The sequence below is a fragment of the Clostridiaceae bacterium HFYG-1003 genome (assembly GCA_024579835.1).
In the GTDB taxonomy this organism is placed as follows: Bacteria; Bacillota; Clostridia; order Clostridiales; family Clostridiaceae; genus JG1575.
The window spans coordinates 226679-252956 of sequence record CP102060.1 but is presented as its reverse complement, the minus strand read 5'-3'; the positions used below and the strand labels follow the sequence as shown (position 1 = coordinate 252956).

General features: G+C 44.5%; 26 protein-coding genes and 2 pseudogenes. 5 read left to right on the top strand and 23 right to left on the bottom strand.

Annotated elements, in window-relative coordinates; genetic code table 11:
* Positions 1-25: 25 nt before the first annotated feature.
* The 6 genes from NQU17_01095 to NQU17_01070 form a co-directional block, all read right to left on the bottom strand.
* Entirely contained in the window at positions 26-970 is a 945-nt protein-coding gene (locus NQU17_01095; protein ID UUM12179.1) for a hypothetical protein, read from the bottom strand.
* Between the two features lie 198 nt (positions 971-1168).
* The gene (locus NQU17_01090) at positions 1169-1588 is read right to left on the bottom strand and encodes a GNAT family N-acetyltransferase (protein UUM12178.1); all 420 of its coding nucleotides are present in this window, start codon (positions 1586-1588) and stop codon (positions 1169-1171) included.
* 57 nt (positions 1589-1645) lie between these two features.
* Entirely contained in the window at positions 1646-2368 is a 723-nt protein-coding gene (locus tag NQU17_01085; protein ID UUM12177.1) for a methyltransferase domain-containing protein, read from the bottom strand.
* A 117-nt stretch (positions 2369-2485) separates the two neighbouring features.
* The gene (locus NQU17_01080) at positions 2486-2983 is read right to left on the bottom strand and encodes a CHAP domain-containing protein (GenBank protein ID UUM12176.1); all 498 of its coding nucleotides are present in this window, start codon (positions 2981-2983) and stop codon (positions 2486-2488) included.
* A gap of 204 nt (positions 2984-3187) precedes the next feature.
* The gene (locus NQU17_01075; GenBank protein UUM12175.1) at positions 3188-3559 is read right to left on the bottom strand and encodes a hypothetical protein; all 372 of its coding nucleotides are present in this window, start codon (positions 3557-3559) and stop codon (positions 3188-3190) included.
* A 458-nt stretch (positions 3560-4017) separates the two neighbouring features.
* Entirely contained in the window at positions 4018-4497 is a 480-nt protein-coding gene (locus NQU17_01070; GenBank protein UUM12174.1) for a hypothetical protein, read from the bottom strand.
* Positions 4498-5091: 594 nt separating this feature from the next.
* Between NQU17_01070 and NQU17_01065 the strand changes: the two genes are divergently transcribed.
* The gene (locus tag NQU17_01065; GenBank protein ID UUM12173.1) at positions 5092-7017 is read left to right on the top strand and encodes an ABC-F family ATP-binding cassette domain-containing protein; all 1926 of its coding nucleotides are present in this window, start codon (positions 5092-5094) and stop codon (positions 7015-7017) included.
* Between the two features lie 252 nt (positions 7018-7269).
* Here the strand turns inward: NQU17_01065 and NQU17_01060 are convergent, their stop codons facing one another.
* The 3 genes from NQU17_01060 to NQU17_01050 form a co-directional block, all read right to left on the bottom strand.
* Complete coding sequence (locus tag NQU17_01060; GenBank protein UUM12172.1) at positions 7270-7446, bottom strand: hypothetical protein; 177 nt, start codon at positions 7444-7446, stop codon at positions 7270-7272.
* A 119-nt stretch (positions 7447-7565) separates the two neighbouring features.
* On the bottom strand, positions 7566-8135 hold the full coding sequence (locus NQU17_01055; protein ID UUM12171.1) for a hypothetical protein: 570 nt from the start codon (positions 8133-8135) through the stop codon (positions 7566-7568).
* 200 nt (positions 8136-8335) lie between these two features.
* Positions 8336-8620, bottom strand: a complete 285-nt coding sequence (locus tag NQU17_01050; GenBank protein ID UUM12170.1) for a dihydrofolate reductase family protein — start codon at positions 8618-8620, stop codon at positions 8336-8338.
* Positions 8621-8906: 286 nt separating this feature from the next.
* Here NQU17_01050 and NQU17_01045 point away from each other — a divergent pair, with 286 nt between their 5' ends.
* Together NQU17_01045 and NQU17_01040 are read left to right on the top strand one after the other, a co-directional pair.
* Entirely contained in the window at positions 8907-10661 is a 1755-nt protein-coding gene (locus NQU17_01045; GenBank protein UUM12169.1) for a transposase, read from the top strand.
* Positions 10621-10848 (top strand): ErpK protein, encoded by a 228-nt coding sequence (locus NQU17_01040; protein ID UUM12168.1) that lies wholly within the window; start codon positions 10621-10623, stop codon positions 10846-10848. Before NQU17_01045 ends, NQU17_01040 begins: the two co-directional genes overlap by 41 nt.
* Positions 10849-11397: 549 nt before the next feature.
* Here the strand turns inward: NQU17_01040 and NQU17_01035 are convergent.
* From NQU17_01035 to NQU17_01015, 5 genes are all read right to left on the bottom strand, one after another.
* Positions 11398-11877 carry a (2Fe-2S)-binding protein gene (locus NQU17_01035; GenBank protein UUM12167.1) on the bottom strand — a complete coding sequence of 160 codons (480 nt, stop codon included), beginning with the start codon at positions 11875-11877 and terminating at the stop codon, positions 11398-11400.
* Positions 11864-12868 carry a hypothetical protein gene (locus tag NQU17_01030; GenBank protein UUM12166.1) on the bottom strand — a complete coding sequence of 335 codons (1005 nt, stop codon included), beginning with the start codon at positions 12866-12868 and terminating at the stop codon, positions 11864-11866. Before NQU17_01030 ends, NQU17_01035 begins: the two co-directional genes overlap by 14 nt.
* A 27-nt stretch (positions 12869-12895) precedes the next feature.
* Positions 12896-13576, bottom strand: coding sequence for a hypothetical protein (locus NQU17_01025; protein ID UUM12165.1), 681 nt, complete (start codon positions 13574-13576; stop codon positions 12896-12898).
* A gap of 15 nt (positions 13577-13591) precedes the next feature.
* A complete protein-coding gene (locus tag NQU17_01020) occupies positions 13592-13816 on the bottom strand; it encodes a helix-turn-helix transcriptional regulator (GenBank protein ID UUM12164.1) in 225 nt (74 codons plus the stop codon).
* Positions 13817-14073: 257 nt separating this feature from the next.
* Positions 14074-16215 (bottom strand): copper-translocating P-type ATPase, encoded by a 2142-nt coding sequence (locus NQU17_01015; GenBank protein ID UUM13441.1) that lies wholly within the window; start codon positions 16213-16215, stop codon positions 14074-14076.
* 318 nt (positions 16216-16533) lie between these two features.
* Between NQU17_01015 and NQU17_01010 the strand changes: the two genes are divergently transcribed.
* Positions 16534-17937: an ISL3 family transposase gene (locus NQU17_01010; GenBank protein ID UUM12163.1), complete on the top strand. Its 1404-nt coding sequence runs from the start codon at positions 16534-16536 to the stop codon at positions 17935-17937.
* A gap of 159 nt (positions 17938-18096) precedes the next feature.
* Here the strand turns inward: NQU17_01010 and NQU17_01005 are convergent.
* From NQU17_01005 to NQU17_00980, 6 genes and pseudogenes are all read right to left on the bottom strand, one after another.
* Positions 18097-19671 (bottom strand): annotated as a pseudogene (locus NQU17_01005) (recombinase family protein).
* The gene (locus NQU17_01000) at positions 19668-20114 is read right to left on the bottom strand and encodes a recombinase family protein (GenBank protein UUM12162.1); all 447 of its coding nucleotides are present in this window, start codon (positions 20112-20114) and stop codon (positions 19668-19670) included. The pseudogene NQU17_01005 and the gene NQU17_01000 overlap by 4 nt, the downstream one beginning before the upstream one ends.
* Positions 20084-21637 (bottom strand): recombinase family protein, encoded by a 1554-nt coding sequence (locus NQU17_00995; GenBank protein ID UUM12161.1) that lies wholly within the window; start codon positions 21635-21637, stop codon positions 20084-20086. Before NQU17_00995 ends, NQU17_01000 begins: the two co-directional genes overlap by 31 nt.
* 54 nt (positions 21638-21691) lie before the next feature.
* The gene (locus NQU17_00990; protein ID UUM12160.1) at positions 21692-21871 is read right to left on the bottom strand and encodes a hypothetical protein; all 180 of its coding nucleotides are present in this window, start codon (positions 21869-21871) and stop codon (positions 21692-21694) included.
* 121 nt (positions 21872-21992) lie between these two features.
* Entirely contained in the window at positions 21993-22673 is a 681-nt protein-coding gene (locus tag NQU17_00985) for a peptidoglycan recognition protein family protein (GenBank protein UUM12159.1), read from the bottom strand.
* A gap of 3 nt (positions 22674-22676) precedes the next feature.
* A pseudogene (locus NQU17_00980) lies at positions 22677-22790 on the bottom strand (phage holin family protein).
* Between the two features lie 26 nt (positions 22791-22816).
* Here NQU17_00980 and NQU17_00975 point away from each other — a divergent pair.
* On the top strand, positions 22817-23743 hold the full coding sequence (locus NQU17_00975; GenBank protein ID UUM13440.1) for an IS630 family transposase: 927 nt from the start codon (positions 22817-22819) through the stop codon (positions 23741-23743).
* A gap of 16 nt (positions 23744-23759) precedes the next feature.
* On the opposite strand, the gene NQU17_00970 is transcribed toward NQU17_00975, so the two are convergent.
* The 3 genes from NQU17_00970 to NQU17_00960 all read right to left on the bottom strand — a co-directional run bounded on the left by NQU17_00970 (position 23760) and on the right by NQU17_00960 (position 26238).
* Positions 23760-24071 (bottom strand): hypothetical protein, encoded by a 312-nt coding sequence (locus NQU17_00970; GenBank protein ID UUM12158.1) that lies wholly within the window; start codon positions 24069-24071, stop codon positions 23760-23762.
* A 112-nt stretch (positions 24072-24183) separates the two neighbouring features.
* Positions 24184-24366, bottom strand: a complete 183-nt coding sequence (locus NQU17_00965) for a hypothetical protein (protein ID UUM12157.1) — start codon at positions 24364-24366, stop codon at positions 24184-24186.
* An 81-nt stretch (positions 24367-24447) separates the two neighbouring features.
* Positions 24448-26238 (bottom strand): transposase, encoded by a 1791-nt coding sequence (locus tag NQU17_00960; protein ID UUM12156.1) that lies wholly within the window; start codon positions 26236-26238, stop codon positions 24448-24450.
* Positions 26239-26278 lie beyond the last annotated feature (40 nt).

The following is a 26278-nucleotide window of genomic DNA, read 5'->3' as shown; positions in this document are numbered from 1 at the left end:
TGTCAGCTTTCTGTCTGTTTCCCTTCTACTCCACTCTTTCAGAGCCTTGAAAATAGTCGAGTACACGCAGTGACCGCAGGGTATTCCACCGGCTGATCACGCCGGTTGACTCCATTTCAACGTGGACGGCACCTGGATAGGGTGCCGGCAATTTCCACCGGCCATCACTCGTTCGTTTTTTAAGGATTTCCTCTAATGCTTCCTGCAGTCTTTCATCGCAAGGAGCTCCGGCATTTCGAAAATATTCCAAGGCTCGGAGAATATCGTATTTCCAGCGTGTCGGAAATGCCAGCCGCAGCATGGCCGGATGGATAATTTCTCCGGTTCTGTCCGATCGGAACAACCGATGCCGCAGGAGAAATTCCTGAGCTTCCCCTTCGATCTGAACCAGTTCGTCTCGCCGATAGCCATATCCTTGATCAAGATATTCCCGGATTCCTTCCAGAGTGCTGATTGTGGTGTGCATCGAGCTGTGGCTGGCACCATATCGGTTCAGCATACAATTAAAACCGCCGTCTTCCATTTGCTGGCTGATCACAAAATCCACGACGGATGTGATCGCTTCTTCCTCAATGCCAAAGTAACAACCATAGTTCAGGAACATGCCATTAATGCACAAATCACTTTCGGGCACAGTCACTGAGCCGTTGATCCCGCCATCCATGCCTTTGCATGTTTCAACAATCACGTGGAGTGCCCTCGTGATGCCAGGGGTACACGGAGTACATAGGGATCTCAGGTCGAGCAGGGTGTAATTGGTCGAGGTCCACTTGGGCTGATAGAATGCACGGCCCCAGTGACCTTCCGGGTTTTGTCGCTTCAGCAGCTCATAACCCCAGCCTTCCGAGGCAATTCTTTTTTTTAACTCCCTTAATAACGCTGGATCTGATTTCAGTAAATCCCGATGTGTCTGGTATTGAATGGATACATCCCCCTCCAGCAACCAGGAAATAATTTCCTTGCGGTCCATGCTGATCCCTCCTATTGGCTGTTCATTCCAATGGCTGATAAATCCCAACAACTGATTTATCCCGGCAGTTGAATCGTACAGCCCTCAACCGTATCCCATGGTGGGCCGGTAACAAAGGTATTATCTTACTTGGTGACCGAGCGAAGAGGCAACCGTTGTTCCATCGGTGTGAAAGCGGTTCCTTTCAACCCTCTTCGATCAAAGTGCTTTGACCATAAACAGTTCCATGGGCTGCTCATACCCGGGAAGGTCTAGTGTAAGTCCACCGCAGTCTTTATAACCGAGTTTTCGATAAAAATTCTGGGCATCCTCATCCACCTGAGTTGATACCATCACCATGCCATAGCCGTGGTCTTTCATGTCATTCGCCCAATGCTCCATCAGGCGTCTTCCAAATCCCTTTCCACGAGACTGGAGCTCCACGAACAGCAAGGTGCAGAATGGCGTATTGTCCCAGAATAAGTTGTACCGCAGAAGGGCAATTATTTTATTATGTTCCAGCAGAACATAGCCCTGTCGGTCTCGTATTTTCTTTTGAAATTCACTCTCCGGCAAATGCCGGTCAAGACGGTACCAGCTTTCTTGATCTTCCGGCTGAACAGTTCGAATCTCTCCCATGCTTCCTCCTATCTCATGTTTTTACGGTATCTGGCACGGCCGGGCATAATGCCTGAACTATTCCTGCTTGACCGCGCTCATGACAATGATTGACAGGTCATTATTCCTATCGGAATTCAAGAAATCCACGTCATCAAACCCGAGATGTTCTTGTGCCCATATCGCCCACGGAAACCAGAGTTCTTTCGGATTCTCCATTTCATAACAGGCAGTGATTTCAGCAATACCCGTCTTTTCCCAGAGATGCCGCCACCAGTCCTTGCTGTGGAAGCTGAACATTTCCCCCACCCAGTGTTTTTTCAGAGTCTGGGGGTAGCCCTGATCGAATTCTCTGGTTAATCCGGGAACCACGATCCCGATCTGGCCGCCTGGCTTCACCAGTTTTGACAAGGTGCAGGGAAAATACAGTTCATCGGCTCCGTAGTACTGATAACTGTCGATGGAAATCACGGCATCAAAGAATCCCTCGGCATAGGGCAGGGCATGGGCTTCGGCATGGATCGGAAATACCCGGTCGCTGACGCCGGCTTCCTCGAACCGCTTCAGGTTCTCCGTTGGGCTGATCCATAAATCGTTGGCAAAGACCGTTACCCCAAACTCCTTCGCCAGAAACACTGAAGTAATGCCCTTCCCGCAGCCCATATCCAAAACCTTCATGCCTGGCTTCAACTCCAGGTGCTGGCACAGCTCTTCGAGCAGCCACAATGGATTCGGGCCCATCCAGTTCTCGTGGATCCAGTTCTCATCATATTGCTCTGTCTTCGGAAATTTTTTCAACAATGTACTCCCTCCCAATCTTTTCAAGTTCCACAGTCATCGATCAAGGATTAAATCACTATTTGCAGTCGGTTTTGATCATAGGTTGCCAGGCATTCTCAGGCTACCATCGTATGGCCCTTATTGCTGAATCCGAATGAACCCTCTGATATGCTCATCCAGGTCTCGTTCCACAATCGCGGAAACGTTATTGAAGTTCCCCTCAGCCACCATCATTTTGTTATCAAGATGTTCCAGAACGATGCCAATGTGGTCATGCTCTTTGTCTTCAAAGACTCTGTCATACAAGACGATATCACCGGGCTCCGGCGTAAAATGAGCTTTATGGAAATCATGCCAGTTATTGACATGCGGCAGTTGTGACCATTGTTCCCAAGCGTTGCAGCCTGCAAAGTTACAGGTTATGCGCTGGTCCGGGTATCGTACCGGCAGGTTGATTCCCGCCTTGGTGCAGCAGTAATACACAAATGCGGCGCACCAGTGATTATCCCATTTATCAAGATCCCAGGCCGGGAATAACGAGATGATCTCTTCAAAATTCGGTTGTGTTCCCATCACAAAACCGTGGAAGCCTCTCTGAGCTTCCTGCCGCGCAACGTTAGCAAGTCTTTGATTCATCTATTTCCCCCAAGTTTAATAGCTCTGCTGGTCTGTCTTGTTTTTTAGAATAGATTCATTTCCTTCTTCAATGACAAAAATGCTCCACTCCTGGATGGTTCATACAGTCTGAGCGAAGGCATTATTGCAGCCCCACTTTATGGATTATTCGACTCTGCCGAGGCTTTAAAATGCTGGCTTAAGCGCAGATCAGCAGCACTGCTTTCATCTTATCTTTTCGATCTCTTCCTGGATCAGTTGGATTGAAATGGTCATCGCGTCAATGATCTTCTGGCACTGCAGATGATAACGGGATCCAATCTCGTGCTTTTTCTGAGCGGCAGCGCATTTGCTGATGATCGAAATCATCGGCGGCAGCGCCTGAGTCAGTTCATCCTCTGAGTAGCGTCCAGTTTCTTTCTGCTCAGCGACACAGGTTATCAGATCCTTCGATAGAGCCAAGGATTTCAGTCGATTTCGAAGCAGTGTATTCTGCGGGGAGCCTTCCAGAAATTTCGGCTGGATCTGCTCACACTTTCTAATTGTGGATTCCATTACGCTCAATGCTTGAGCCAGGTCATTCTGTTGGTAGATCATCGTTTTACTCCAATAGTTTTCATCAGCACCCAGCAGCATGATTCAATGAATCCTCCATGGACACTCATAGACCATTAATAATTCTCGCAGAAACTATGAGAACAGGAAGGCATTTACAAGGCATCCATTCTGTCAGGATGCTCTCCTGCCGCATATGATCCAATGTTCGCAAGTCCAGATCAGATGTAAACTATAATATCGCTGTCTGATATCCTCATAATATCACCCTTTGATTCGGTTGGTTCTCATTTCAATCGATTCCATGGACTTGATCTCAATTTAGACACATGACTTGAGCACTGAATAAAAAAAATCACCGGATGCAAAGTAACATCCGGTGATTTTGAGTTTATTTCAAGATCCATGATTCCGAGTGACAGTTGTTTAGAAAAAAACTCTTCGAACCGACCACATTCATGCTCATTGAATGTGATTCCGTTTTGAGGAGGATTCAGCCATTAAAAGAAGAACGCGAAGGGATTTTCTTCATCCGGATCATTATAGATCTCGCAGGTTGACATCCATTCCTCAATCATTTCCTTGATCGTGGTGGTGAGCACTTCATAATCCATTCTGTCAATGTGTCCCCGTCCCAGCATGCTTTTATAGAACTTCTTAATGCTGGCTGCATTACTTTTGATGCTGGAGGGGGTTGACCAGGTACACTTCCTTATAAAGAAACAGCCTAAAAAATCATCAATTTTATATGGCGAGGCTCCTTCAATCATTTCCAAAGGTTCTTCCCTGGTGAGGTATACATTGATATAAAAATCCACATTGTTGCGATGCCGTTGAATCGTTTTTTCGGTTAAGCCTTCCTTTTCAAGATCCTTGCAGAATTCCTCCAGATATACCTCATTCCTGGCTTTGATCTCTTTACACTTCTCTAGATACTCTTCATAGGTCAATTCTATGTATTCCTGTTCTTCGTTTTCCATGTTCTTGTCTCCCTGCTTCATCTGATTTTTTGTCTTTCCAAGCTCAACTGATGTTATCCTATTTCAGATTATATCGTAATTCGAATCCTGATTGCAGGATGCAGTTCAATCTTTCCTTTGTCAAATCCTTATGGAGGGAGCACCAGGAATCCCAGAAGCACTATAAATTCTCAATCCTGTATATCCTGAACTACCGATTCGCATAGATAAAAAAAAATTTTTACCTTGATTCAACATCCCCTCTCAAGACCAAAAACTGATGGATCGAACATTACGCAGGATGACGGCTGTCTTTGTGATCGCTTCGAGCCAGATTACAGATTGATGCCAAGGCTAATGTGAAATCTGTTTTCTCACGCAGGATGGATGCTGTGGTAGAATAATACCCAGGCACTTTGGTGATGATCCTATTATTTGAGCTCTTGATGCTTTCATTTTCTTGGACGAGGTAAGACCACCTGCGAAAAATCCAGAAGAGATTTTCATGGCGGACTTATTGCTACGGAACTATTGTGGTTTCGCCTGGGTGTTTAATAATCCCTATTATTATCATTTACCTAGCGTTTACCTTACTGATTACGAGGAGCAGACGATATGAGCTTACTAACCGCAACCAATCTGTCAAAGAGTTTTGGAGATAAGTTGCTTTTTGAAAATATTTCTTTCAGCATCGCTGATGAAAAAATCGGGCTGATTGGCATTAACGGAACGGGCAAGTCGACTCTGTTAAAACTCATTGCTGGATTGGAGACCAGTGAGACCGGCACGGTTCAAAAGTCCAGTGGGATGAAAATCGAGTACTTAGCCCAGGATCCGGATTTTGACGAGGAATCCACGATCCTGGAACAGGTCTTTAAAGGAGATACCCCTGTCCTGCGATTGATTCGGGACTACGAGAACACATTGGAAGAAATGACAGCCGGCAGGCTGGATGAGCATATTCAAAAAAGGTTCTCTGAATTGAGCGATCAAATGAGCGCGAATCACGCCTGGGATATGGAAAGTCAGATCAAGACCATTTTAACTCAATTGGGGATTCATGATTTTACGAGAAAGATGAAGACCTTATCCGGTGGGCAAAAAAAGAGAGTAGCTCTGGCCGGGGCATTGGTAACGCCATGTGACCTGCTGATTTTAGACGAACCCACCAATCATCTGGACAATAAAATGATCGACTGGCTGGAAGGACATATCCGGCGGATGACAGGTTCCTTACTGATGATCACCCATGATCGGTATTTTTTAGATCGAGTGGTCACAAAGATCATGGAGATCGATCAGGGGAATTTATATGTATATGAAGGAAATTATACGTATCACCTGGAAAAAAAGCTTGAACGCCAGGAATTAGCTGGTGCCATTGAAAGAAAAAGGCTGAATCTTTATCGAAAGGAATTGGCCTGGATCCAGCGAGGCGCGAAAGCCAGAAGCACCAAACAGCAGGCTCGGATTCAGCGGTTTGATGCGTTGAAGGACGCAAAGATGGATATTTCTGATTCTCAGCTTGAAATCAGCAGCATCCACTCCAGATTGGGTCAGAAAATCATTGAACTCAACAACCTTCAGAAAAGTTACGGTGCAACAAAGATCCTGAACGGATTTACCTATACCTTCCAAAAGGACGATCGCATCGGCGTCGTTGGTGATAATGGAGTCGGCAAGACCACTTTATTAAATATTCTCATCGGAAAAGCACCGCTCGATGCAGGGACTGTGGAATTGGGTGACACCGTAAAGCTGGCTTATTTTTCACAGCGGATCGAAGGGATGAACGAATCCCTGCGAGCCATTGAGTATATCAAGGAGACCGCGGAATATGTGACGACTTCCGACGGACATCAGATCAGCGCTTCCCAGCTGATGGAAACTTTCCTGTTTCCATCAGATCTGCAATGGACACCAATCAATAAGCTTTCCGGCGGAGAAAAACGTCGTCTCTACCTGATGAAAATCTTGATGGAAGCCCCTAATGTCCTGGTATTGGATGAACCGACCAATGATATTGATATCGATACATTGAAGGTATTGGAAGCATACATCGACGACTTCCGAGGACCTGTCATCACCGTGTCCCACGACCGCTATTTCCTGGATCGAATCTGTAATAAGATCTTCCACATGGATGGAACAGGGAATGTAACTCAATATACCGGCAATTACTCTGATTTTGCCAGGAATAACCGAAATGCCAATACCCTTCTAACAGAAAGCAGTGAACCATTAAAAGATGTTAAAAGTAAGGCCGCACTGGTTGAAGACAAAAAAGCCAGGGTAAAAACCCCGACCAAATTATCATATAACGAAAAGCGTGAATTTGAGACCATTGATGACGAGATCCAGAAACTGGAAGAAAAGCTGGATTATATTTCCAATGAAATCATTCGTTATTCCACTGAGTATACGAAGCTGGAACCTTTGCTGGCTGAGAAAGATCAACTCGAAGAACAATTATTGAAAAAAATGGAACGGCAAGAGTATCTGACATCTCTGGTTGAGGAATACGAGAAACTTAGAAGTTGAGTTCATCGACAGTTAAAAAACTTTCAATTGCCAATCCCCTAGACCTGGTCGCTCCGATCAACCTCAAGGCACCGAAAAAGACTCATGCAGTGCCACCCTACCCTTGTTTACCACTCCCAAGGAACTTTTCCCTGAGACTATGGAAATGAAGAGAATTGGTTTCCGGTATCCGGTGATTCTTTCCGGAAAGTCTGGAAACAACAGATATCAGGCCTTTCCGGACCTTTTCCTTTTTCCGCAACTGTGGGTTCCTCAGGCGCTCATCGAGTACCTGACATTATCCTTGATCTGCTCACGGGCAATCCGATCCGTTAGCTCGTGAGTCTCCTGTACCACCTGATCCATGGTGAGGGTACCGCTTGCCATTCTTGAATCAAAACCTTGTCGGAGAGAGGTGAACATTGAGTTGAAATCTGTTAAGATAGGCATGAGAATAAGTCCTTTCGTGTAGTTTGTTTTTGGTTGTTACTAACGTTCTAGCACTTGGGCTTATTCTCTTTCATTTTCGACCTACAGTAACTTTACACTAAACATTGCGCTTTCTTATTTTATAGTATCTCAAAAATAAACTCGCAAGGTTTTTGCCCCTTGCTGTTAATCGGTGATGAAACAATTTCTTTTGTTTTTAGCTCAACGCCCAGTTGTAGCTGTAAGTGACACCGAAATGAGCCGGCACAACAAAAGCAATAAGAAAGCGGCATAGTGCGATCATCTTTATCGCCTGTGAGATCAGAAACCGTCATGCCCTTTTTTACGGCGGCGGAACAGACGCATTTGTATTTTTCATTTCCTTTGTATGAAAGAATTCCTGTCAATAAATTGTTCCCGTTGAAAATAATTTTTTCCCAATCAAAAATATTGTTATTCAGATGATTTACCTTTTCATCTAACGATTTCCCAGTCAGGTCTTTTCCAATCATTTTGCATTGTTCTAAAAATTTCTGTCCACCTCCACAAGCGCATGAATCTAAAATCTCACGCATCATATCATGGTCAAGCAGCCTCTCCATTCGCGAAATAACATCTACTAAATCTTCGTTGCCGATGATTTCTTTTACTATTTTTTCATCAACATTATTTAACGACAACTTCTTTTTTATTCCATAAACTCTTGCCATTTTTACTTTTCCCCCTTCAATTTGATTGGTTCATAAATGTTAATTTGATGATAGCCATGCCCTTTTGTACCTAGTAGGGCATTGGCGACTAATATTATCAAATTAATCTTATGTAAAAGCTATTTCTGATCAAAAACACAATGGAAAATTAATATGACATTCTTTGCTCCCAGTAATCTATATAATCGCATTATGTAGATTCATAGTGAAGTTCCGTAATTTGGATGAAGCGTGTTATACCTTAAAATAAAACGTGTTACGATATTCACCTTCTTAGAAAGAGGATTACCACCTCCAATGATAGTTGGCGCTGCATTGATAATCCATTCATCCACTAAGCGCTGCTCTCCAAAATCATGAAACAATTCCCTTTCTCCGAAAATCCAAATATTCAAACCGTTCATTTGTTTCAATTTCTTGGCAAAATCTGCAACATTATCATTTGTGGATAAGATAAAAATATCATGGCATTGCCTATTTTTCATGGGAAGTGGTCACCTGCCTTATCGTTCTTCGGCCTTATATAATTGTGTCTATTGTATCATAAGTCTCAGAATAACCATGATCTCCATCACACTCGGTACTAAATAGCAATTCTTGGAAACATAATTGTGAACTTCCCATGATTTCTCCTACTCAACACTAATTAATTCCATAATAAACCTATTTAAAGCAAGGAATAGAGCCTGTTCCCCGCGTTTTCGGTTGCGGAAATGCGGGGTTTTTGCTATACTTAATTGAGTAGGATATCATTCTTAAAAAGGAGTAAAAATGTACTACGATTTTCTCGTAAAGATTCCGGAAAATACAGGCAAAATTACGGTGAACCGGCGCGGTGAAACCACTTATATTGAATACACCTATGCCCGTCATTACAACGCCGAAAAGAAGTATAACGTTCCCCAGCGAACTACGATTGGAAAACAGTCCAGGGTGGATCCAGCGATGATGCAGCCAAACCAAAATTTTATCAAGTTTTTCCCAGAGGTCGCCCTGCCCGATGAACGGAATCATTCCGATCGCAGCAGTTGCCTTCGTGTCGGGGCATTTCTTGTCATTCGCAAGATCATGGAAGAATACAAACTACCTGAAATTCTTTCCGATTACTGGGACAACCGAGGTGTCGGACTGTTTCTTGATCTGGCTGCTTATTCTATTATCTGTGAAAATAATGCCGGGCAATACTATCCGGATTACGCCTACAATCATCCGCTCCTAACAGAGGACATGACGATCTACAGTGACTCCACGGTATCTCGGTTTCTCTCATCGATAACAAGCGATGACAAAGTCGGATTCCTCAATCAATGGAATGCATCCCGGAATCACCGGGAGCAGATTTATATTTCCTACGATTCAACCAACAAAAACTGTCAGGCCGGCGACATCGAGATGGCTGAATTCGGGCATCCCAAGGATGACCAGGGCGTCCCCATATTCAATTATTCGGTTGCCTATGATGTGGATAATAAAGAGCCGCTATTTTATGAAACCTATCCCGGCAGTATTGTCGACGTGTCCCAGTTGCAATTTATGTTGGAGAAGGCAAAAGGATATGGCTATCGTAAGATTGGTTTTATTCTTGATCGAGGATATTTCAGCAAGAAAAATATTCAGTACATGGATGCGTGCCAGTATGATTTCGTGATCCTGGTCAAGGGAATGGCTTCATTTGTCGAAAAGATCATCTTGAAACATAAAGGCAGCTTTGAGAAAAAGAGGTCTTGCGTGATTCCTGAATATCAGGCCTACGGGAAAACGATTCAGGAGAAGCTCTATGCGGATGATGAAACAGATCGATATTTCCACCTCTATCATAAAGTGAAAAAAGAAAGTGCAGAACGTGGATGCCTGGAAGATAAAATTCAAAAAATGGCGGAATTCCTGAAAAAACAGGAGGGAAAGTCGCTGACATTCGGAGATGCCTATCATGAGTATTTTGACATCTTTACCCATGAAAAGAATGATGGCACAAAAAAGTTTCTTTATGCAAAAGAAAAGAGCGAAGTGATCAAGAGGGAAATTGATCTTTGCGGATACTTTGTGATCGTCACGTCCAAAAAAATGACGGCAGCAGAAGCGCTCTCGTTGTATAAGAGCCGAGATGCATCAGAGAAGCTATTCCGTGGAGACAAATCCTATCTGGGCAATAAAAGCCTGCGAGTCGCGGGTAATGAGTCTGCCGCCGCGAAGATATTCATTGAATTTGTGGCGTTGATTGTGCGGTGCAAGATTTATACGCAACTAAAAGCAATGATGAAAGAAATGGCAAAGAAGCCGAATTACATGACCGTTCCAGCTGCGCTGAAAGAGCTGGAAAAAATCGAAATGGTGCGGCAGATGGATAACGTATACCGGCTTGATCACGCCATAACCGCAACACAAAAGACGATACTGAAAGCCTTCGGTATCGATGAAAACTATATCAAAACCAGCGCAACGAGATTAAGTGAGCTGTTAAAAGTGGCCGCGATGCCAGAAAGGGATGAGGAAGATGGCGCGTACGAGGAAGACAATCTCTATTGACGAGAAGATAGCCCAGGCAAAGGAGAATTTTGAAAAGGCTAAGGCCAAGTATGATAATGCCGCGAAGGAACTCGAAGACCTCCAGGAAAAGCAGAGGTCAATTCAAAGAAACGAACTGATCAAAGCTGTTGAGAAAAGCGGCAAAACTTATGCTGAAATCATGGCATTTCTTGGGAGTATCGATTGATAAGAAATGCAAAACCAGGTGCTGATTAGGACTTTGAGTAGGTAAAACGTGAGAAGTTAACAATAATTGATGCTATTAATCTATGCAAACTTGCAGCAATATTCAAAAATTTAATAAACATTATTACACATTATCCGGTCAATCGGTTCGCACTCTGGCTTATTCTGCACACTCTGTTCACTGTCATCTCGTCCATCGCCTCAACACTCCTCAAAAGCATATCTGTAGTCTCAAACCCTATCCTAATTCGTCTCAAAGCGGCATAACTTCCCCGAGGCTATGAGCATGATGAATAATGGCTTCCAGCCCCCGAGTGAAAATCCGAATTTCTGGAAACCATTTATATCAGGCCTCTTCAGGCCTTTTTATTTTTTCTCTCTTGTGATCAAGACGACGGTCTCAACGTGGCCCGAGTCCAGGTTTATGATGTCAGTTACCAATTCTCGTATCTTACGTTAGTGGGAACAGGTCAACGGCTTTTTAGCGTTTTCGGGGTATGAGGAAACATATCAATGGTTTTGTCTGTTCGTGAGAACATATCAACTCATATCATTTCATGGTTAATCCCTTATCAATGGCTTCCTGAATAATCTTATGGCAGCATACCCCCAAAGGATTTTTTTCTTTACAATTAGAATTTCTCATTGCTCCAGTTATGACATTTACTTCTTTAACGGTTTTCGCACCGTGCTTTACAACTGCTTCAATTACCTGATCTTCTGTGACTTTGTTGCAATAACAAGCATACTTAGGATCTGCATCCTTCTTAAACCAGATAGGAACCCTAACTTGGTCTTTTAAGAATTTAATTTTATTATCCGTATTATAGTAAACAACGTCGCAGTCCTCATTCAGACAAATCTTATATTGATCTCCGTCAACGGCATTACGATAATCATCTGTCACTAGATGTTCAATAGTGACTTTACTAACGGAAATCCCTTCTTTATTACACACAGGACAATTGTCTTTAATTTGATCTGGCTTTTCTGTTTTGCTTCCACAACAACATTCATTATTGATACTCATATAGTAAGCCTCCAATTGTTTTTTCCTTTTTCTTTCCATAATTCTTCGGGAAGTAGTCTTTCCCAAGCTGCCAAACATACTGGTCGATTTGCTTAAGTTTATGTTTTTCCAAGCCATAGAAGGCACGGAATTCAATCAGAATGTTTTTGAATTTTGCGTAGTCCTTCAAATCAACATCTTGAAAATCTGAAAAGCCATCACGCTTTCTAAAATAGCGAAGCACCTCATCCACGTAGCTATCATAAATTGGATAGTCGATCGGATTGTGATGGCTACAATATTTTGTGGAAAAGGAGTAAAAATTCTTCAATGTCTCACCGATTGTTACATACTGGATATCGCCAACCAGGGTAACATCACCGGCTTTAAGTCTCTCATCAATATCTATAGCGCAGATATGTTTAGCCACTGGATAGATTGAAAAAATGTTCGTGCTATAAAAGTTGTTAAGCGTTGAAGCTTTCAAAAGAATATCAGTTATGTCAATATTCTTCGGGCATAGCTCAAAGAACAGTTTATTAAGTGCATCCTCCTGGAGTCGGTAGTTCTCAAGGCCATCCCATTTTTCAAGATAAAGATCAACTTGATCGTTTGATGGATTGGGGACGATAACGCTCACTTTCTTCTTTCTTATATGCGTAGGTCTTGCTGTCTTTTCCTTCTTAGGCGCAGTCAGATCTGCAGTTCCATCAGAAGCTAAGAATAAGCGAAACCTTCTTAGATGAGACAAGTAACTACTCGCAAGCGATTTAACGTTTCCGGTCGAGTTCTCAGAAAGAACTTTTATTAGTTCACTCTTTGCCGCATTTTCAAAACCAGTATCTATCACTGTATTCCAGAAAAGTTCTTTGCTGCCTTTTCTCCAAAGGTAGAAGGTGTCACTATAAGCAGTATCGATTGTTAATTTTGAAATGTCTTGGCTATGTAGGAAGTTCCTATACAAAGCGCGCAGCTCATCATATGATAAAGCTTTCAATTTGTTTGTATCCAATTTTGAACCTCCTTCACACAATCAATTTTACTCATCCTCGTCCTCCTCAGTTTCGTCAATGCCAAATAACATCTGGAACTTATTGAAGTTATACGGGTAGGAGTTGTCACCATCGATTCTTACCGGTTTATGTCCATTGCTATATTCAAATTCCAGCTCCCACTGTGTACCATCACACACCGTATATCCGAAGCGCTGAGTTGAATACCGTCTGCGCCATTCACCAATATGAAGATCCATAAGAGCAGCCATGAAAGTGTCTCTTGTGAAGGGTTCTTCTTTATCAACATCCATCAGAGCGAGTGGTTCTTCGTCTTCCCATAATTTTGTATAGGCCTTCAATCCATCTGATAGTTCTACAACATAACTACGGTAGCCGCCAAAGAAACCGCCAATGCTGAAAGTAATCTTTGAGATGGCATCTATATTTGCATCAAAGTCAGCAACTTTTTCTTCTAATTTAGATAAGGTATAAGTGCCACCGGCTTCAGCATAAGCTTGCTTGGCTCGCTCCAAGTATTCACGAGTCCAGTGGAGGCGCGTATCTTCGCTCGGATGCATAATAAGCTCTTTGCCATAGTCCGGGCTTTCCATCGTATTCTTAAGATGACCTATTTCTTGTTTAAGACCACGTATAGCGGTCATAATCTGCTCTTTCGTTTTACCTTTAAGATGCTCTTCATAGTATCCTTCCGGGCTGATCATCATAGTAGGCCGCCTCCTTTACTCGCTTCCAGTCTTTATTTCCTTGCCATCAGATAGAATGAAAGACTGTTCAAACTTAACATCCATCACATCTGCTATGGCCTTAAGCTCTTCTAAGGTTATGGTTTCACGTTTCAGCTTCTTTCCAAAATTCTGTGGCGACTGACCTAAGCGTCTAGCCAATTCGGAGACACTGATATTCTTCTGTTCACATAGCTGTCGTATCATGTCCGAGGTTTTCATAATAGTCCCTCCATGCCTCAATAGAAATATTGTAAACCATTTGGTTTCAAATAACAATTGAATGTTTACAAATTGAAAACCCGCAACTCAATAAAAAGAGCTGCGGGTAAAATTGTGTTAAGAATTACTATCCGATATTGTCCTTGAAATCAGGTCCAGATTAAAATGATGGAGTCCTGTTTTTTCTCGGAAATCCGTGGGTGTACGTATATCCTTGTACAGCACACCAGCCAGTGTTTTTTTGTTCCTGCTTCGTTTTATTTCGGGTCTAATCTCAAAAGCATTGCATTGATCGCAACAATAACGGTCGATAAGGACATGAGGACGGCGCCGAAGGCCGGACCCAAGGTAATGCCGATAGGAGCAAGGAGGCCAGCAGCAATTGGAATCGCGATAAAATTGTAGCCTGCTCCCCATACCAAGTTTTGTTTCATTTTACGTGTCGTCTTGTTTGCTAACTCGATAAAGGATTCAATATCCCCTGGATCAGACTGAGTAAGGATAATATCCGCAGAATCCAAAGCTACTTGCGTTCCAGCTCCGATTGCAATACCTACGTCTGCCAAGGCAAGGGAAGGTGCGTCATTGACCCCGTCTCCCACCATGATTACCGTCTTGTTTTGGTTTTTCATGGACTCGACCAGCTTGTACTTATCTTCCGGAGATTGATTGGCTTGGTATTGAATACCTAGAACTTCTGCAACTCCTTGTGCAGCTTCCTCGTTATCACCAGTAGCCATGAGTGGTTCAATTCCGTATTTTTTCAGCACCTCGATCAAGTTTCTGCTGGTTTCTTTCAGTTCATCTCCCAATGCGACAGCGCCGATTGCTTCATTATTTTCTACAAGGATACTTAAAGTAGCGCCTTTCGGAATATCCATACGCAATGCTTTTCCGTATGCCTTTTGGCTGATTAATTGATAGTGGTGGCCGTTCGCCTCCCCTTCTATTCCTGCTCCCGAAACGATTTCAATGGAGTCAAAGGAAACTGACTTAATGCCTTTTGCTTCAGCGTGGTTCACAATCGATTGGGCAATCGGGTGACTGGAGCCCGCCTCTATACCCGCCAACAAGCCTGTAATTTCTTCTTCAGAATATTTATCACTCAAAACAGTGACGTCCAACACTTTAAATTCACCAGTTGTTAAAGTACCTGTTTTATCCAATACCATAACATCCGCTTTAGTAGTTAATTCCAAAGCTTCTCTATTTTTAACCAGTAATCCTCGGCTTGCACCCAAACTAGTACTACGTGATACTACCAAGGGAATAGCAAGACCCAAAGCATGTGGGCAGGCAATAACTAACGTAGTCACAGTAAAGATAACGGCTGTAGGTAAATCTGCAATGATCATCCAGGCTACTAGAGCGATTAAAGCTACTACAACGGCAATGTAGAACAACCAGCTAGCTACTTTGTGAGCCACATTCTCTGCTCGAGATGGTTGGCTTTGTGCTTGGCTAATTAATGTTTGTACTTGTGAGATAAAGGACTTATCCCCTGTTTCTGTTACTTCTACATATAGGACACCACTACCATTTGTTGATCCACCAATGACTTGATCTTTAACATTCTTTTCGATTGGCTTAGATTCACCTGTTAAGAGGGCCTCGTTTACACAGGATTCTCCGCGAATAATGATACCATCAGCTGGAACATTTTCTCCTGCTTGAACACGGATAACATCTCCAACCTGAAGTTCAGACACAGGACGAGTTTCAATCGAATCATCTTCTAAAACAACATGAGCGTCTTTTGGCAATAATTCTGCTAGAGCTTTTTGCGCATCCCCTGCTTCACCCAATGCCTTCATTTCAATCCAGTGTCCTAATAACATGATTAAAAGTAACGTTGCAAACTCAAAGAAGAAGTCCATGACATGTTCTCCGGTCACATATCGAGCGGCCACTGCGTAAACACTATAGGCATAAGAAACCGTTATTCCCAAAGTAATCAAGGACATCATGCCTGGAGCTTTTGAATTAAACTCATCTTTCGCACCCATGTAGAATGGTTTTCCGCCATAAATGTATAGAATTGTTGCCAATACAGCTGCTACAACGTCTGCATAAGGAAAGATGATTTGGAAAGGCAACTGAATATCCATCAAAGGAGTAATGAGCAAGATTGCAATTCCTAATGGGAGTGACTTCAAGAAAATCTCCTTAAAGCTACCGTGATGGTGGTGGGCATGCCCTCCCATTGCGCCATGATCCATTTCACTGTGATCCATCGCACTATGGTCCATCTTGCCTTGATCCATATTGCTGTGATTCATCTTGCCGTGATCCATATTGCTGTGATCCATCTTACTGTGGTCCATCTTGCCGTGATCCATATTGCTGTGATCCATATTGCTGTGATCCATATTGCTGTGATCCATATTGCTGTGATCCATCTTACTGTGGTCCATCTTGCCGTGATCCATATTGCTGTGATCCATATTGCTGTGATCCATATTGCTGTGATCCATATTGCTGTGATCCATCTTACTGTGATCCATCTTACTGTGGTCCATATTTCCATCTTTAAGATTGTTATCTTTTTTATTCATTATTGGCCTCCTTGTAAAATGGGTCAATCACAAATTCTGTGGGATTGACCGACTAGATCCATTCCCCAAACCGGCATAACATTTGATAATAGAACGAGCCCCGCGCTATGATGGAAATGCATCTGGACGGATGTACAAATCCAAGCACAGCGGAGGCTCTGAATGAATTATACACAGAATGGACAGGCTAACACAATCAATGATTCACAAAATTTTCTGCACATCCCTTCATCTCTTGTTGGGTTTACTACTACGCATAGTTCGCAGCATACCGCCGTTTCCGGTAAGAGTGTTGTTCAGTTGCATGGAGTCCTCAAGCTAGATGACACCGATCGCGCCTGCCCCAACTGCGGGGGCTTCATGCACATTAACAATACGTCCCCATGCAGTCTCTGGCACCTGAACTTCGGGCACACTTATACGTCCCTGGAGTTCGGCAAGAATCAGTTACTGTGCCCAACCTGCGGGATCACCAAGGTCCAACAGGTGTCTTTCCAGGCACAAGGCCATCGGATCACACAAGCCCTCCTGCAGTACACCAGGGACCTTCTCGCCATCGGAACCTACAATCTCAAACAGGTCGCTGAGATTACTGGTCTAGGCAAGAACACGGTCAAAGCGATCGACTTGAAACGCCTGGAGGAAATGTACACCCTTGATGGCAAGCTCATCAAGCCCCAGCGGCAGGCAAAGTGCCTCAGCATCGACGAGTTCAAGCTTCACCGGGGCCACCAGTACGCCACTCATATCATCGACATAGAGACTGGCCATATCCTCTGGATCGCCCATGGCAAGCGCAAGCAGGTCGTCTATGACTTCATTGAGCACGTCGGTCTCGAGTGGATGGACGGTGTTGAAGCAGTCGCCTCGGACATGAACTCAGACTTCCAAGAAGCCTTTGAGGAAAAGTGCCCCCACATCCAGCCGGTCTTCGACCATTTCCACATCATCAAGAATTTCAATGACAAAGTGGTCGCTGAAGTGCGCAAAGACGAACAGAGGCGTCTTCAGGCGATGGGTGAGTACAAAGCTGCTGAGTCCCTCAAGAGGACCCGCTATATCCTGATGTCTTCTCGGGAGACGCTGCAGCGCAAAGACCGGGAGGCCGCGGAGGGCAAACCCTTGTCCAAGGGCGGTACGCTCTTCCAAAGGGCAGAGATCACGCGTCGTCCTGGCAGTGAGGAGAAGTACGACCAGCTCATCCAGGAGAACCAGCTTCTGTTCACAGTTGACCTCGTCAAAGAGATGCTCTCGGAGGCGTACAAGGCCGCCAGTGAGCCGGAAATGGCTAGTCTGATCACGGAGGTCATGGAAGTATGCTATGCCTCGGAGAATGAGCACCTGCAGTGGTTTGGGCGCCTGATGGACAGACATTTTGAAGGGATTATAGCTTATGCGACCTACCGTATTTCGAATGGTCAAATCGAGGGGATCAACAACAAGATTAAGACATTACGTCGACAAGGGTACGGCTATCCAGATGATGAATACTTCTTCCTCAAGTTATTCGATATGAGTCGTAAAACGTACGTAAGGAATCCACCATCCCACAGGATTTATGATTGAGCCTGTAAAATCATACATTCCGTGAACTTGAAAGACTGTTGAGCGCCTCTATACTTCAATGAGATAATTATAAACCATTTGGTTTCAAATAACAATTGAATGTTTACATATAGAAAAACCCGCAACTCATAAGAGCGGCGGGTAAAATTGTATAACTGACTACTCGTCTATTTGGATTTCGATTCCGGACTTAAATTCTACAACGAAGTAATCATCATAGACCGTGATTTTGTCGATGAGTGTCCTGGTATACTGCTCATCGTATTCGTTAAGCTCGCTTGACAGACAGTCGAGGAAAGTCATCATTTCATCTACTCGTAACTTCAGGTCCTGATTAGATGCTTCCTCAGCTCGGAGGGCTTGCTTTTCATTACGCAATCTTCTGACCTCCATGCCAAGGTCATCACCCGTGTTCTTCATATCAGTTGTTGCTAAAAGCTCGTGCTGGATCACCTTTATCTGCTAATCAAGCGCCGCCATTTGATACGTTACATCCTCTGTCAGACTGCTTTCGATGTTTTCTCGTAAAAGAGGCAGGATGTTTTCTTTTTCCCGAAAGGCTTCATTTATCGCCTTTACCACCACTTCGTGAAGGAGTTCTTCACGAACTGTTCTTGCCGGGCAGTCAGGACCGTCTTTATCAACTCTGCTGGTGCAGCGCCAAACCGTAGATTTACACCCTCGATTATTCCATTTGATTCTGCGGAATATATCCCCACAATGTACGCAGAAAACCATCCCCGATAATGCATACCGACCGGAGTAAACTCGTCTACGCTCTGTGCTGCCTTTGGTAAGGTTCGCGCGTCGTGTAATTTCCTCCTGGACTTTTAGGAAGATGTCTTTTGGAATAATGCCTTCGTGGCTATTTTCAACATAGTACTTCGGCACCTGTCCCTTATTGGCTTCGCGCTTCTTTTCTAGAATATCCACTGTATATGTTTTTTGAAGCAATGCGTCGCCGATGTATTTCTCGTTGGTTAGTATCTGCTTGATATTAGTTTCATGCCATTTTTTGTGCCCAGCACCGTTCAGAATTCCATCCGCTTCAAGTGATCTTTTTATCTTTAAAAAGCCATCGCCACTTAGGTACTCGCGGTAGATTCGTTTTACGACCTCGGCTTGCTCCTGATCGATGATGAGGCGTCCATCTTCGTCCTTGGTGTAGCCTAAAAACCAATTGTGGTTGACTTGCACCTTTCCTTGCTGGTAGCGAAACTGCAATCCAAGTTTAACGTTTGCCGATAGGGACTCACTCTCCTGCTGGGCCAAAGATGCCATGATGGTCATCAAGACCTCACCTTTGGCATCAAGGGTGTGGATGTTCTCCTTCTCAAAGAACACGCCAATGTTCTTGCTCTTTAAAGCTCTGGTGTAATTCAGGCAATCCACGGTATTTCTGGCAAACCGGCTGATGGACTTTGTAATGACCAGATCGATTTTCCCTTCCAGGCAATCCTGAATCATCTTTTTGAATTCATCACGCTTTTTCGCGTTCATGCCTGAAATCCCATCATCTGCGTAAATCCCAGCCAGCTGCCACTCGGGATTATTCTGGATTAAATTTGAATAGTGCTCGATCTGCATATCGTAGCTGGTTTCCTGTTCCTCGCTGTCGGTGGATACCCGGCAATAGGCTGCTACCCTCTTCTTCTGGACGTTATCGGTAGTTTTTTGACTTCCGATGATTTTTTTTGCCGGAATCACCGTCACATTATTTGCCAATGAAATCATTTCTCCACCTCGATTTGACTATAAATGTATTCTGCTTGTTTAAAGGGATCCTCGAACTTTTTCTCAAGTTTTGGCATGTAGAATTTAGTGTCGAGGGTGGTCTCCTTCGTCTGAGTATCACTGAAGAGTCTGCCGCTTTTCGTCTGTCGGCTAATTCGCTCCGCCTCTGCTCGATCAAATGTCTCCTGATCAATGATTGCAGGATAGTAATCATCCCCCAGATAGCGTTTATTCATGAGCATTAGCCTTACTCCAGTGTGACGCATCGTCACCCCCGCGGCCTTCGCCGCTTCAATGGAGGAGAGTCCGGAAATATACCCTGCATAAATTGCTCTGATCTGTTCAGCCTGGACTTCATCAATAACTGCTTTTCCTTTTTCAATTTTGTAACCTAAAGGAACCGGCATTTTACTCACAACCTTTCTTTTAGTGTTAATCCGCATTTTAGTGAAAATCCTATCTCAAACCTTTGGTAAACTGTGATGTGATCCACCAAGTCTTGAAAGGCTTTTTCATCAAATCGGTCAAAAGTATCTGTGCTGCTGATGTGCCTGATCAACTTTTTAAGCTCATCGACATGTGCAAATTCATGTTGGGCTGATGCAGTCAGTTCTGCTTTTTGGCCTTCTAAAAACTTTCCCTCAGCCAGTAAACTTTCATTCTGGACCATGAAGACTGATGGCTCTAAATATTTTTTGGTGTACAGGTTCATCAATTGCTGCCTCTTATTTAGATTCTCTTCTAAAGCTGCCTCCAGCCGATTGATCCGGCCCAGTTCACTTTTTTGCTGAATACTCGTGAGGCTTTTTAGGAGTGGTTGTAATAATACCTTCTTTGAAAACACCAGTTTATTGAGCATGTTTAGAAATGCAGCCTCGAAACTTTTTTCTTGGATATAGCGCTGACTGCACCGGTCATTATGCTTTAAGTGCGTGGTGCAGTTATAGGAAATGAAATTCCCCTTCTGGCGGGTGTTAGTCTGTCGCTTCCAGGTCGCCCCGCATTCCCCACAAATTATTTTTCCGGTTAAGGGGTAGCGATTACTGTACTTTGGGTTTCGCTTTTGGATGTTTCGTTCCTTTGATCGCCGTTCAATCAGGGATTGGACAGCATCAAATTCTTCAGCGCTTATGATCGGTTCATGGTGATCAGTGATGTAGTACTGGGCTTTCTCTCCGTTATTGGGGTGCCGATTGAAGTATGAGTCAGTAAATGTCTTTTGAAAAAGAGCATCCCCTTTGTACTTCTCATTCTGAAGAATGCAACTTACCGCAGACTCGTGCCATCTTCCATGGCGCTTAGTTGGTATCCCCTTTTTATTAAGTTCCTTGGTAATCAAATACATCCCTTTCCCCGCCAAACACTCAGAGAAAATGAATCTTACGACCTCTGCTTCATCTTCCTTGATAACCAAAAGCCCCGCTTCGGTCTTATAACCGTAGGGTGGTGATGGAATCACATAGGTGCCGTTTTGGAAACGCTTTTGAATCGACCAGGTTTCGTTCTCAGAAATCGCCTTGGACTCACTTTCAGCGAGGCTGCTGAAAATGGTTAAAAGAAGCTCTCCCTCCATGTCACCGGTATTGATGTTTTCTTTCTCAAAGTAGATGAACACATTGAGCCGGATCAGCTTGCGAATGGCCTCCAGGCACTCTGCCGTATTCCTGGCAAAGCGGCTGATGGACTTAATCAGAATCAGATCGATCTTCCCCTCTTCGCAGTCAGCCAGCATTGAATTCAGGCCGCTTCGGTTAGCCATATTGACCCCTGAGATCCCCTCATCATAATAGAGACCTGCGTACTCCCAGTCGGGATTAGCCTTAATCCGAGTCTCATAATAGTTTTTCTGAGCCTCCAGACTGACCAGCTGATCCTCACATTGTGTTGATACGCGAGCATAGGCAGCTACTTTGAGTTTGGTTTTTGCCATCCTGACAGATGGCTCAATCTTTGTTATTCCTTTCATTGTCTCAACCTCCCGTACCATTCATCACTCTGAAAGGCTTATATATCAACCCATTTAGGACACTATTACCGCAAGAAGCGGTGAGAAACTTACTCTGTTTTTGGCCATGATCCGGTCAAATTCACCTTGATTGATCAGTCCGTTTTCCAGGAGATTCCTGCAAAGTCTTTCTGCCATCACATACCTGTGATCCTGATGATTGACTTCATCCTTCACTTCATCTTCTTTCATCATCTCGACTCCCTTCCGAGGGAATTCATCACCCTCTAATAGTCCTAGGACACTTGGGAGCCGATTGAACGAAAAAAAGCCTGCAAAAATTCCACGAAGGAATCTTTGCAGGCTTTTAAGTTATTCATTTTAAGAACACATCTTTGAATCCGGCTTTTCTGGCCTTCTCCAGTACCGCTTCAGCATTGGCACGTTCCAGGTAGGATCCTAAAATGACCCGGAAGAATTTTCTGGGCTCTGCGCATTCCGCGAGTTTGGCTTTCACATCCCTCCGGAAGTCATCCATGGACTTTCCGTGCTTGGGGAACCAGTGCAGCACATCGCTGTGGTTACTGGCGATACCAAGCTTATGAACTTCACTGTGGCAAATGATGGATTTCTCGGTGAGGTTGAACTCTTTGCAAAGACTCACGCAAAGCTCTACCGCTTCCTGATAGACCTTTGTAAAGTAGTCTTTGCTCTTTAAATTATCTTCGCAGATCTCAATGCCGATATGCGTATCATTGGCAAAGCCGGCCGCATGCCAGCCGCGGTGGTTCCAGGGCAGTGTCTGGTAGGTGGCGATGGTCCCGTCAGCGAGCTTTCCGATGAAGGCATGGACGCAGACCTTTCGGCCATCGGGCTTGTCCTGGTTCCAGTGGTTGCCATAGAAGTTCCGGCCCAAGAGTCCGTCGTCTGGCCCCACGTAACGCTTCAGGGTTGGATTATTAGCTCCCGTCGAGTGGATCATGATCCCCAGTGGGGTGATGGTCTTTCCGGCCTTGTAGCAGGCATTTTGAGTGAAGATCAGTTTCTTTAAATTCATTGGTTAGTCCTCCTCATTAAGCTGCGCAAGTATATTCTTTAGTTTCTCCGGGACCGGCAGACCGATCTTTGCTGTGTTCTCCAGGATGCTGATGCCTTCATCCGACTATCAGAAAAAGGTAAAACGAATGAGAAATAGCAGAAATCTTAGATGTAAGCTTGCGGCACGTCCAGAACACTAAGAAACAATACAAGGAAGGCGGGATCGCAGGGATCAAGCCCCAAAAGCGTGGTCGCCGAGAGGGTGCGAAACGAACCCTTACTCCTGCCCAGGAAAAGGAAATACAGCAAATCCTGGTTGATAAGTCACCGGATCAATTGAAGTTCAAAGACTGCATGTGGAGCAGAAAAACCATTGCAGAGCTCATTTATGAAAAGTATAAAATCAGCCTGCCCGTATCTACTTTAGGGGTCTACTTGGCGCGGTGGGGATTCTCAGTCCAGCGGCCGATGAAACGCGCCTACAAGCAAGACACAGAGAAGGTGCAGCACTGGGTCGAAACTGAGTTTCCTGGCATTACTGAACGAGCAGAGGCTGAGAATGCAGAGATTTTCTTTGGAGATGAAACCGGATTGCAAAACCAGTCAACTTGCTTGCGTGGGTATGCGCCAATCGGACAAACGCCGGTGGTTCGAACCGAAGCAAAGCATATCAAGATCAACATGCTTTCAGCAATTTCCAATCGAGGAAAATTGCGCTTTGTCCTCTATAAAGACAACATGAATGCCGACAAACTGATTGATTTTATGCGGCGGTTAGTGCATGACAGCAACAAGAAAGTATTCCTGGTGCTCGATAATCTGCGGGTTCATCACGCTAAAAAAGTCATGGCGTGGGTAGAAAAGCATAAGGAAGAAATTGAGCTATTCTACCTGCCACCGTATGCCCCAGAGTACAATCCTGATGAATTGCTCAACAGCGATCTCAAACGTGGCATAAGTAAAAAACCAAGTCCCAGGAGCGATGATGAGCTTGAACATAATGTTCGATCTCATTTAAAAACTGTGCAATTGCGTCCTAATAAAATCAGGGGGTTCTTCCATTCAAAAACCACAAAATATGCCTCTTAATATGCGCAAGGTTTAATTAGGGGAGCAATAACACATAGCACCGATACGGGGCATACGATGATTTCCCGTATTGATCTATGGAGGCAAAGAATGCTTTTAGCTCTACTTCCGTAAAAATATGTGCATCGTAACGGATCTGTTTATGCGGAACACCGCCCGGAATAATGCATGCTGGTTTTCCTGTCCCAGCGAGATATTTTCCAAACTGCCTTACAGGTGTCACCCTCCTAAATAAAGTGTTCTGATGGAGCTTTGAGCATTCTTCAATCCATGCGTTACAGATTTCCTTTGACAGAACATCACTTTCAGGGTAGTTCACGGCGATCATATCATCGAGATACCCCAAAATCTTCGCAGATGTAAGGTAAGGATAGCCAGCTGCTCGTTTCTGTATAATAAAAGATTCCAGGTCGTGACAGAGTTTACTGCGAAATACGGGATCAGCCACGGTATTCACCTTCTTCCCAGTACTTCTGCCCAATCATGGCAAAGCTAAGCGGGCACTCCCGCAGCATATATTCTTCCATTGACAGATAAGGCTTGTCGGATTCTTTGGAAACATGACCAAGCGTATCCGTAATGAGCTGATGAGGAACTTTTTTTAACAGCAGTTTATGCGTCAATGTATAACGGCAGACATGAGGACCGTGGCTCTTACGGTTTACCGTTTTTACTCTGAGTTTTACAGAGTTTTATACTAGAAACTATTCCTTAACGACCAATTGATTTTTACGTGGACGTCCGCGCTTACCCTTGTTCGTCTTTTTCACCACGTAGTCCGGGGCGCATCCCTCAGGGATCTCAAAGCCAAGAGCCTCGCATATGTCCACCTGTTTCCCCACAAATGGGGTAATGTACGCCTTCGTGTTGGGGTGCTCGATATAGCGAATCGGCCTCATCTCGTTTAACACATCCGCTACCGAATGAAACTGTTCGCCCAGCTTTGTTTTGCGGACATGGCTTAGGTAACAGCCCATGATCTGGGCAACAAAGAGAATAAAGGAACGACCAATTTTTCCAGTTTCCGTTGATGTACGCTGGCGGTCGGCTCCCAGGACCCCTTTCATCAGGGCAAAATACTTCTCCTGTTCATCCCGCAGCCTGTAATGCCGGTTAGCACTCAACGCATCCATGTCCAAACCATGGGTCGTGTTGGCAAAGAAACCTGCTTCTCGCCGACACCGGATGACCTTGGTCTCATCCAGGCTGAAGTCCTCCAGGATTCGAGTTTTCGCATTATACTTCAACCGATAAAACCGGTAGACCTGTTTCAGCGTTTCATCATCATCCAAGGGGATTTGGTTAACAAGGGACGCTTCCAAGGCTTCTTTTTGAGCTGCCAGAGCAATGTCCAGATCCGTCAGTTCATTGCCTCGGCGGATGGGATCAAAGTACAGGTTCAGTTTCAGATTATCTGCTTTCTTAAGGTTGTCACGCTGCCCTTCGATCTGGTAATCCATATCTTTCTGCAGATAGTAGATCCGTTCCTCCGGATCCACTTGCATACCCTCCGGGTGGTGGCCGAAGTTTCCGAATTCATCGATCAACTGACGAACGTGTTTCTGGCCGGTTTTGGTTCCCATGATCATGCGTTGCTGCTGGTCGATGTATAGTTCCAGATTGCGGATCGATTCATACCCCCGGTCAGTGATCAGGATAATTCGTTTCATGCCAGCCTGTTTCAAATCCTTCAGGATCACGGCCAGGCTTCGGGAGTCAGGGGTGTTTCCGGCAAAGCTTCGATAATAGACTGGCATGTGGCCATCCAGGGTGTAGACTACTACTTCCAGGGTCTGTGGAAGGGGCAGTTGTTCTTTGTTCCGCCCGTAATGGATATCCGCCAGCGAGTGTCCGTAGCTGGAACAGCTTGTGGAATCGACGGCACACAGCTCATTGTCGTGGAGTCGGCGTGCCCGCAGACGCAAGAACGCCATGCGATCCTGCTCTGTAATGGACTGGGTAAACCTGGTAATATACGGAGAAGAGAGTGGCTTTGCCCAGGGGGTCTTGGCTATGCGCTGCCAGGAAGCCAGCTGGTTATAGGTCTCTCGTCCACAAAGAAGATAGAGGGCCAATGTCATGAGGGTATCAACTTTTTCCTTGTCCCCATCAAATGTGCTCATTAGGTCGAATCTCAGGCCGGTCTGTTCCGCAATCTTCTCCAACAGCCATATGTCGCCATAGAGCCGGTTCTCATCCTGACTTTCAATAACCGGCCTTCCCGCCTTCCGTCGTCCTGACAGTTTGTCAATTTCACTTAGATCCCATCCTTCCGGGAAGATGAGTTTACCTCGTTCCTCAATAGACTCCAGAAGATAATTCTTTCCCGGAATAAACTTAAGATCATCTGTTACCGTCCCCCAATAAACGTGACGGTATTCCCGTTTTCCGGTCTTTGGGTTCACTCTGGCCGGCTGTGTACTGGCATAGTGGTATCCATTATTGTGATGAATCGATACCCGGTAAGGGCTGTTAGAATCCGTGGGACGAGCCATTGTTATCCCCTCCTATTTTTAGTATAATTATACTAAAAAT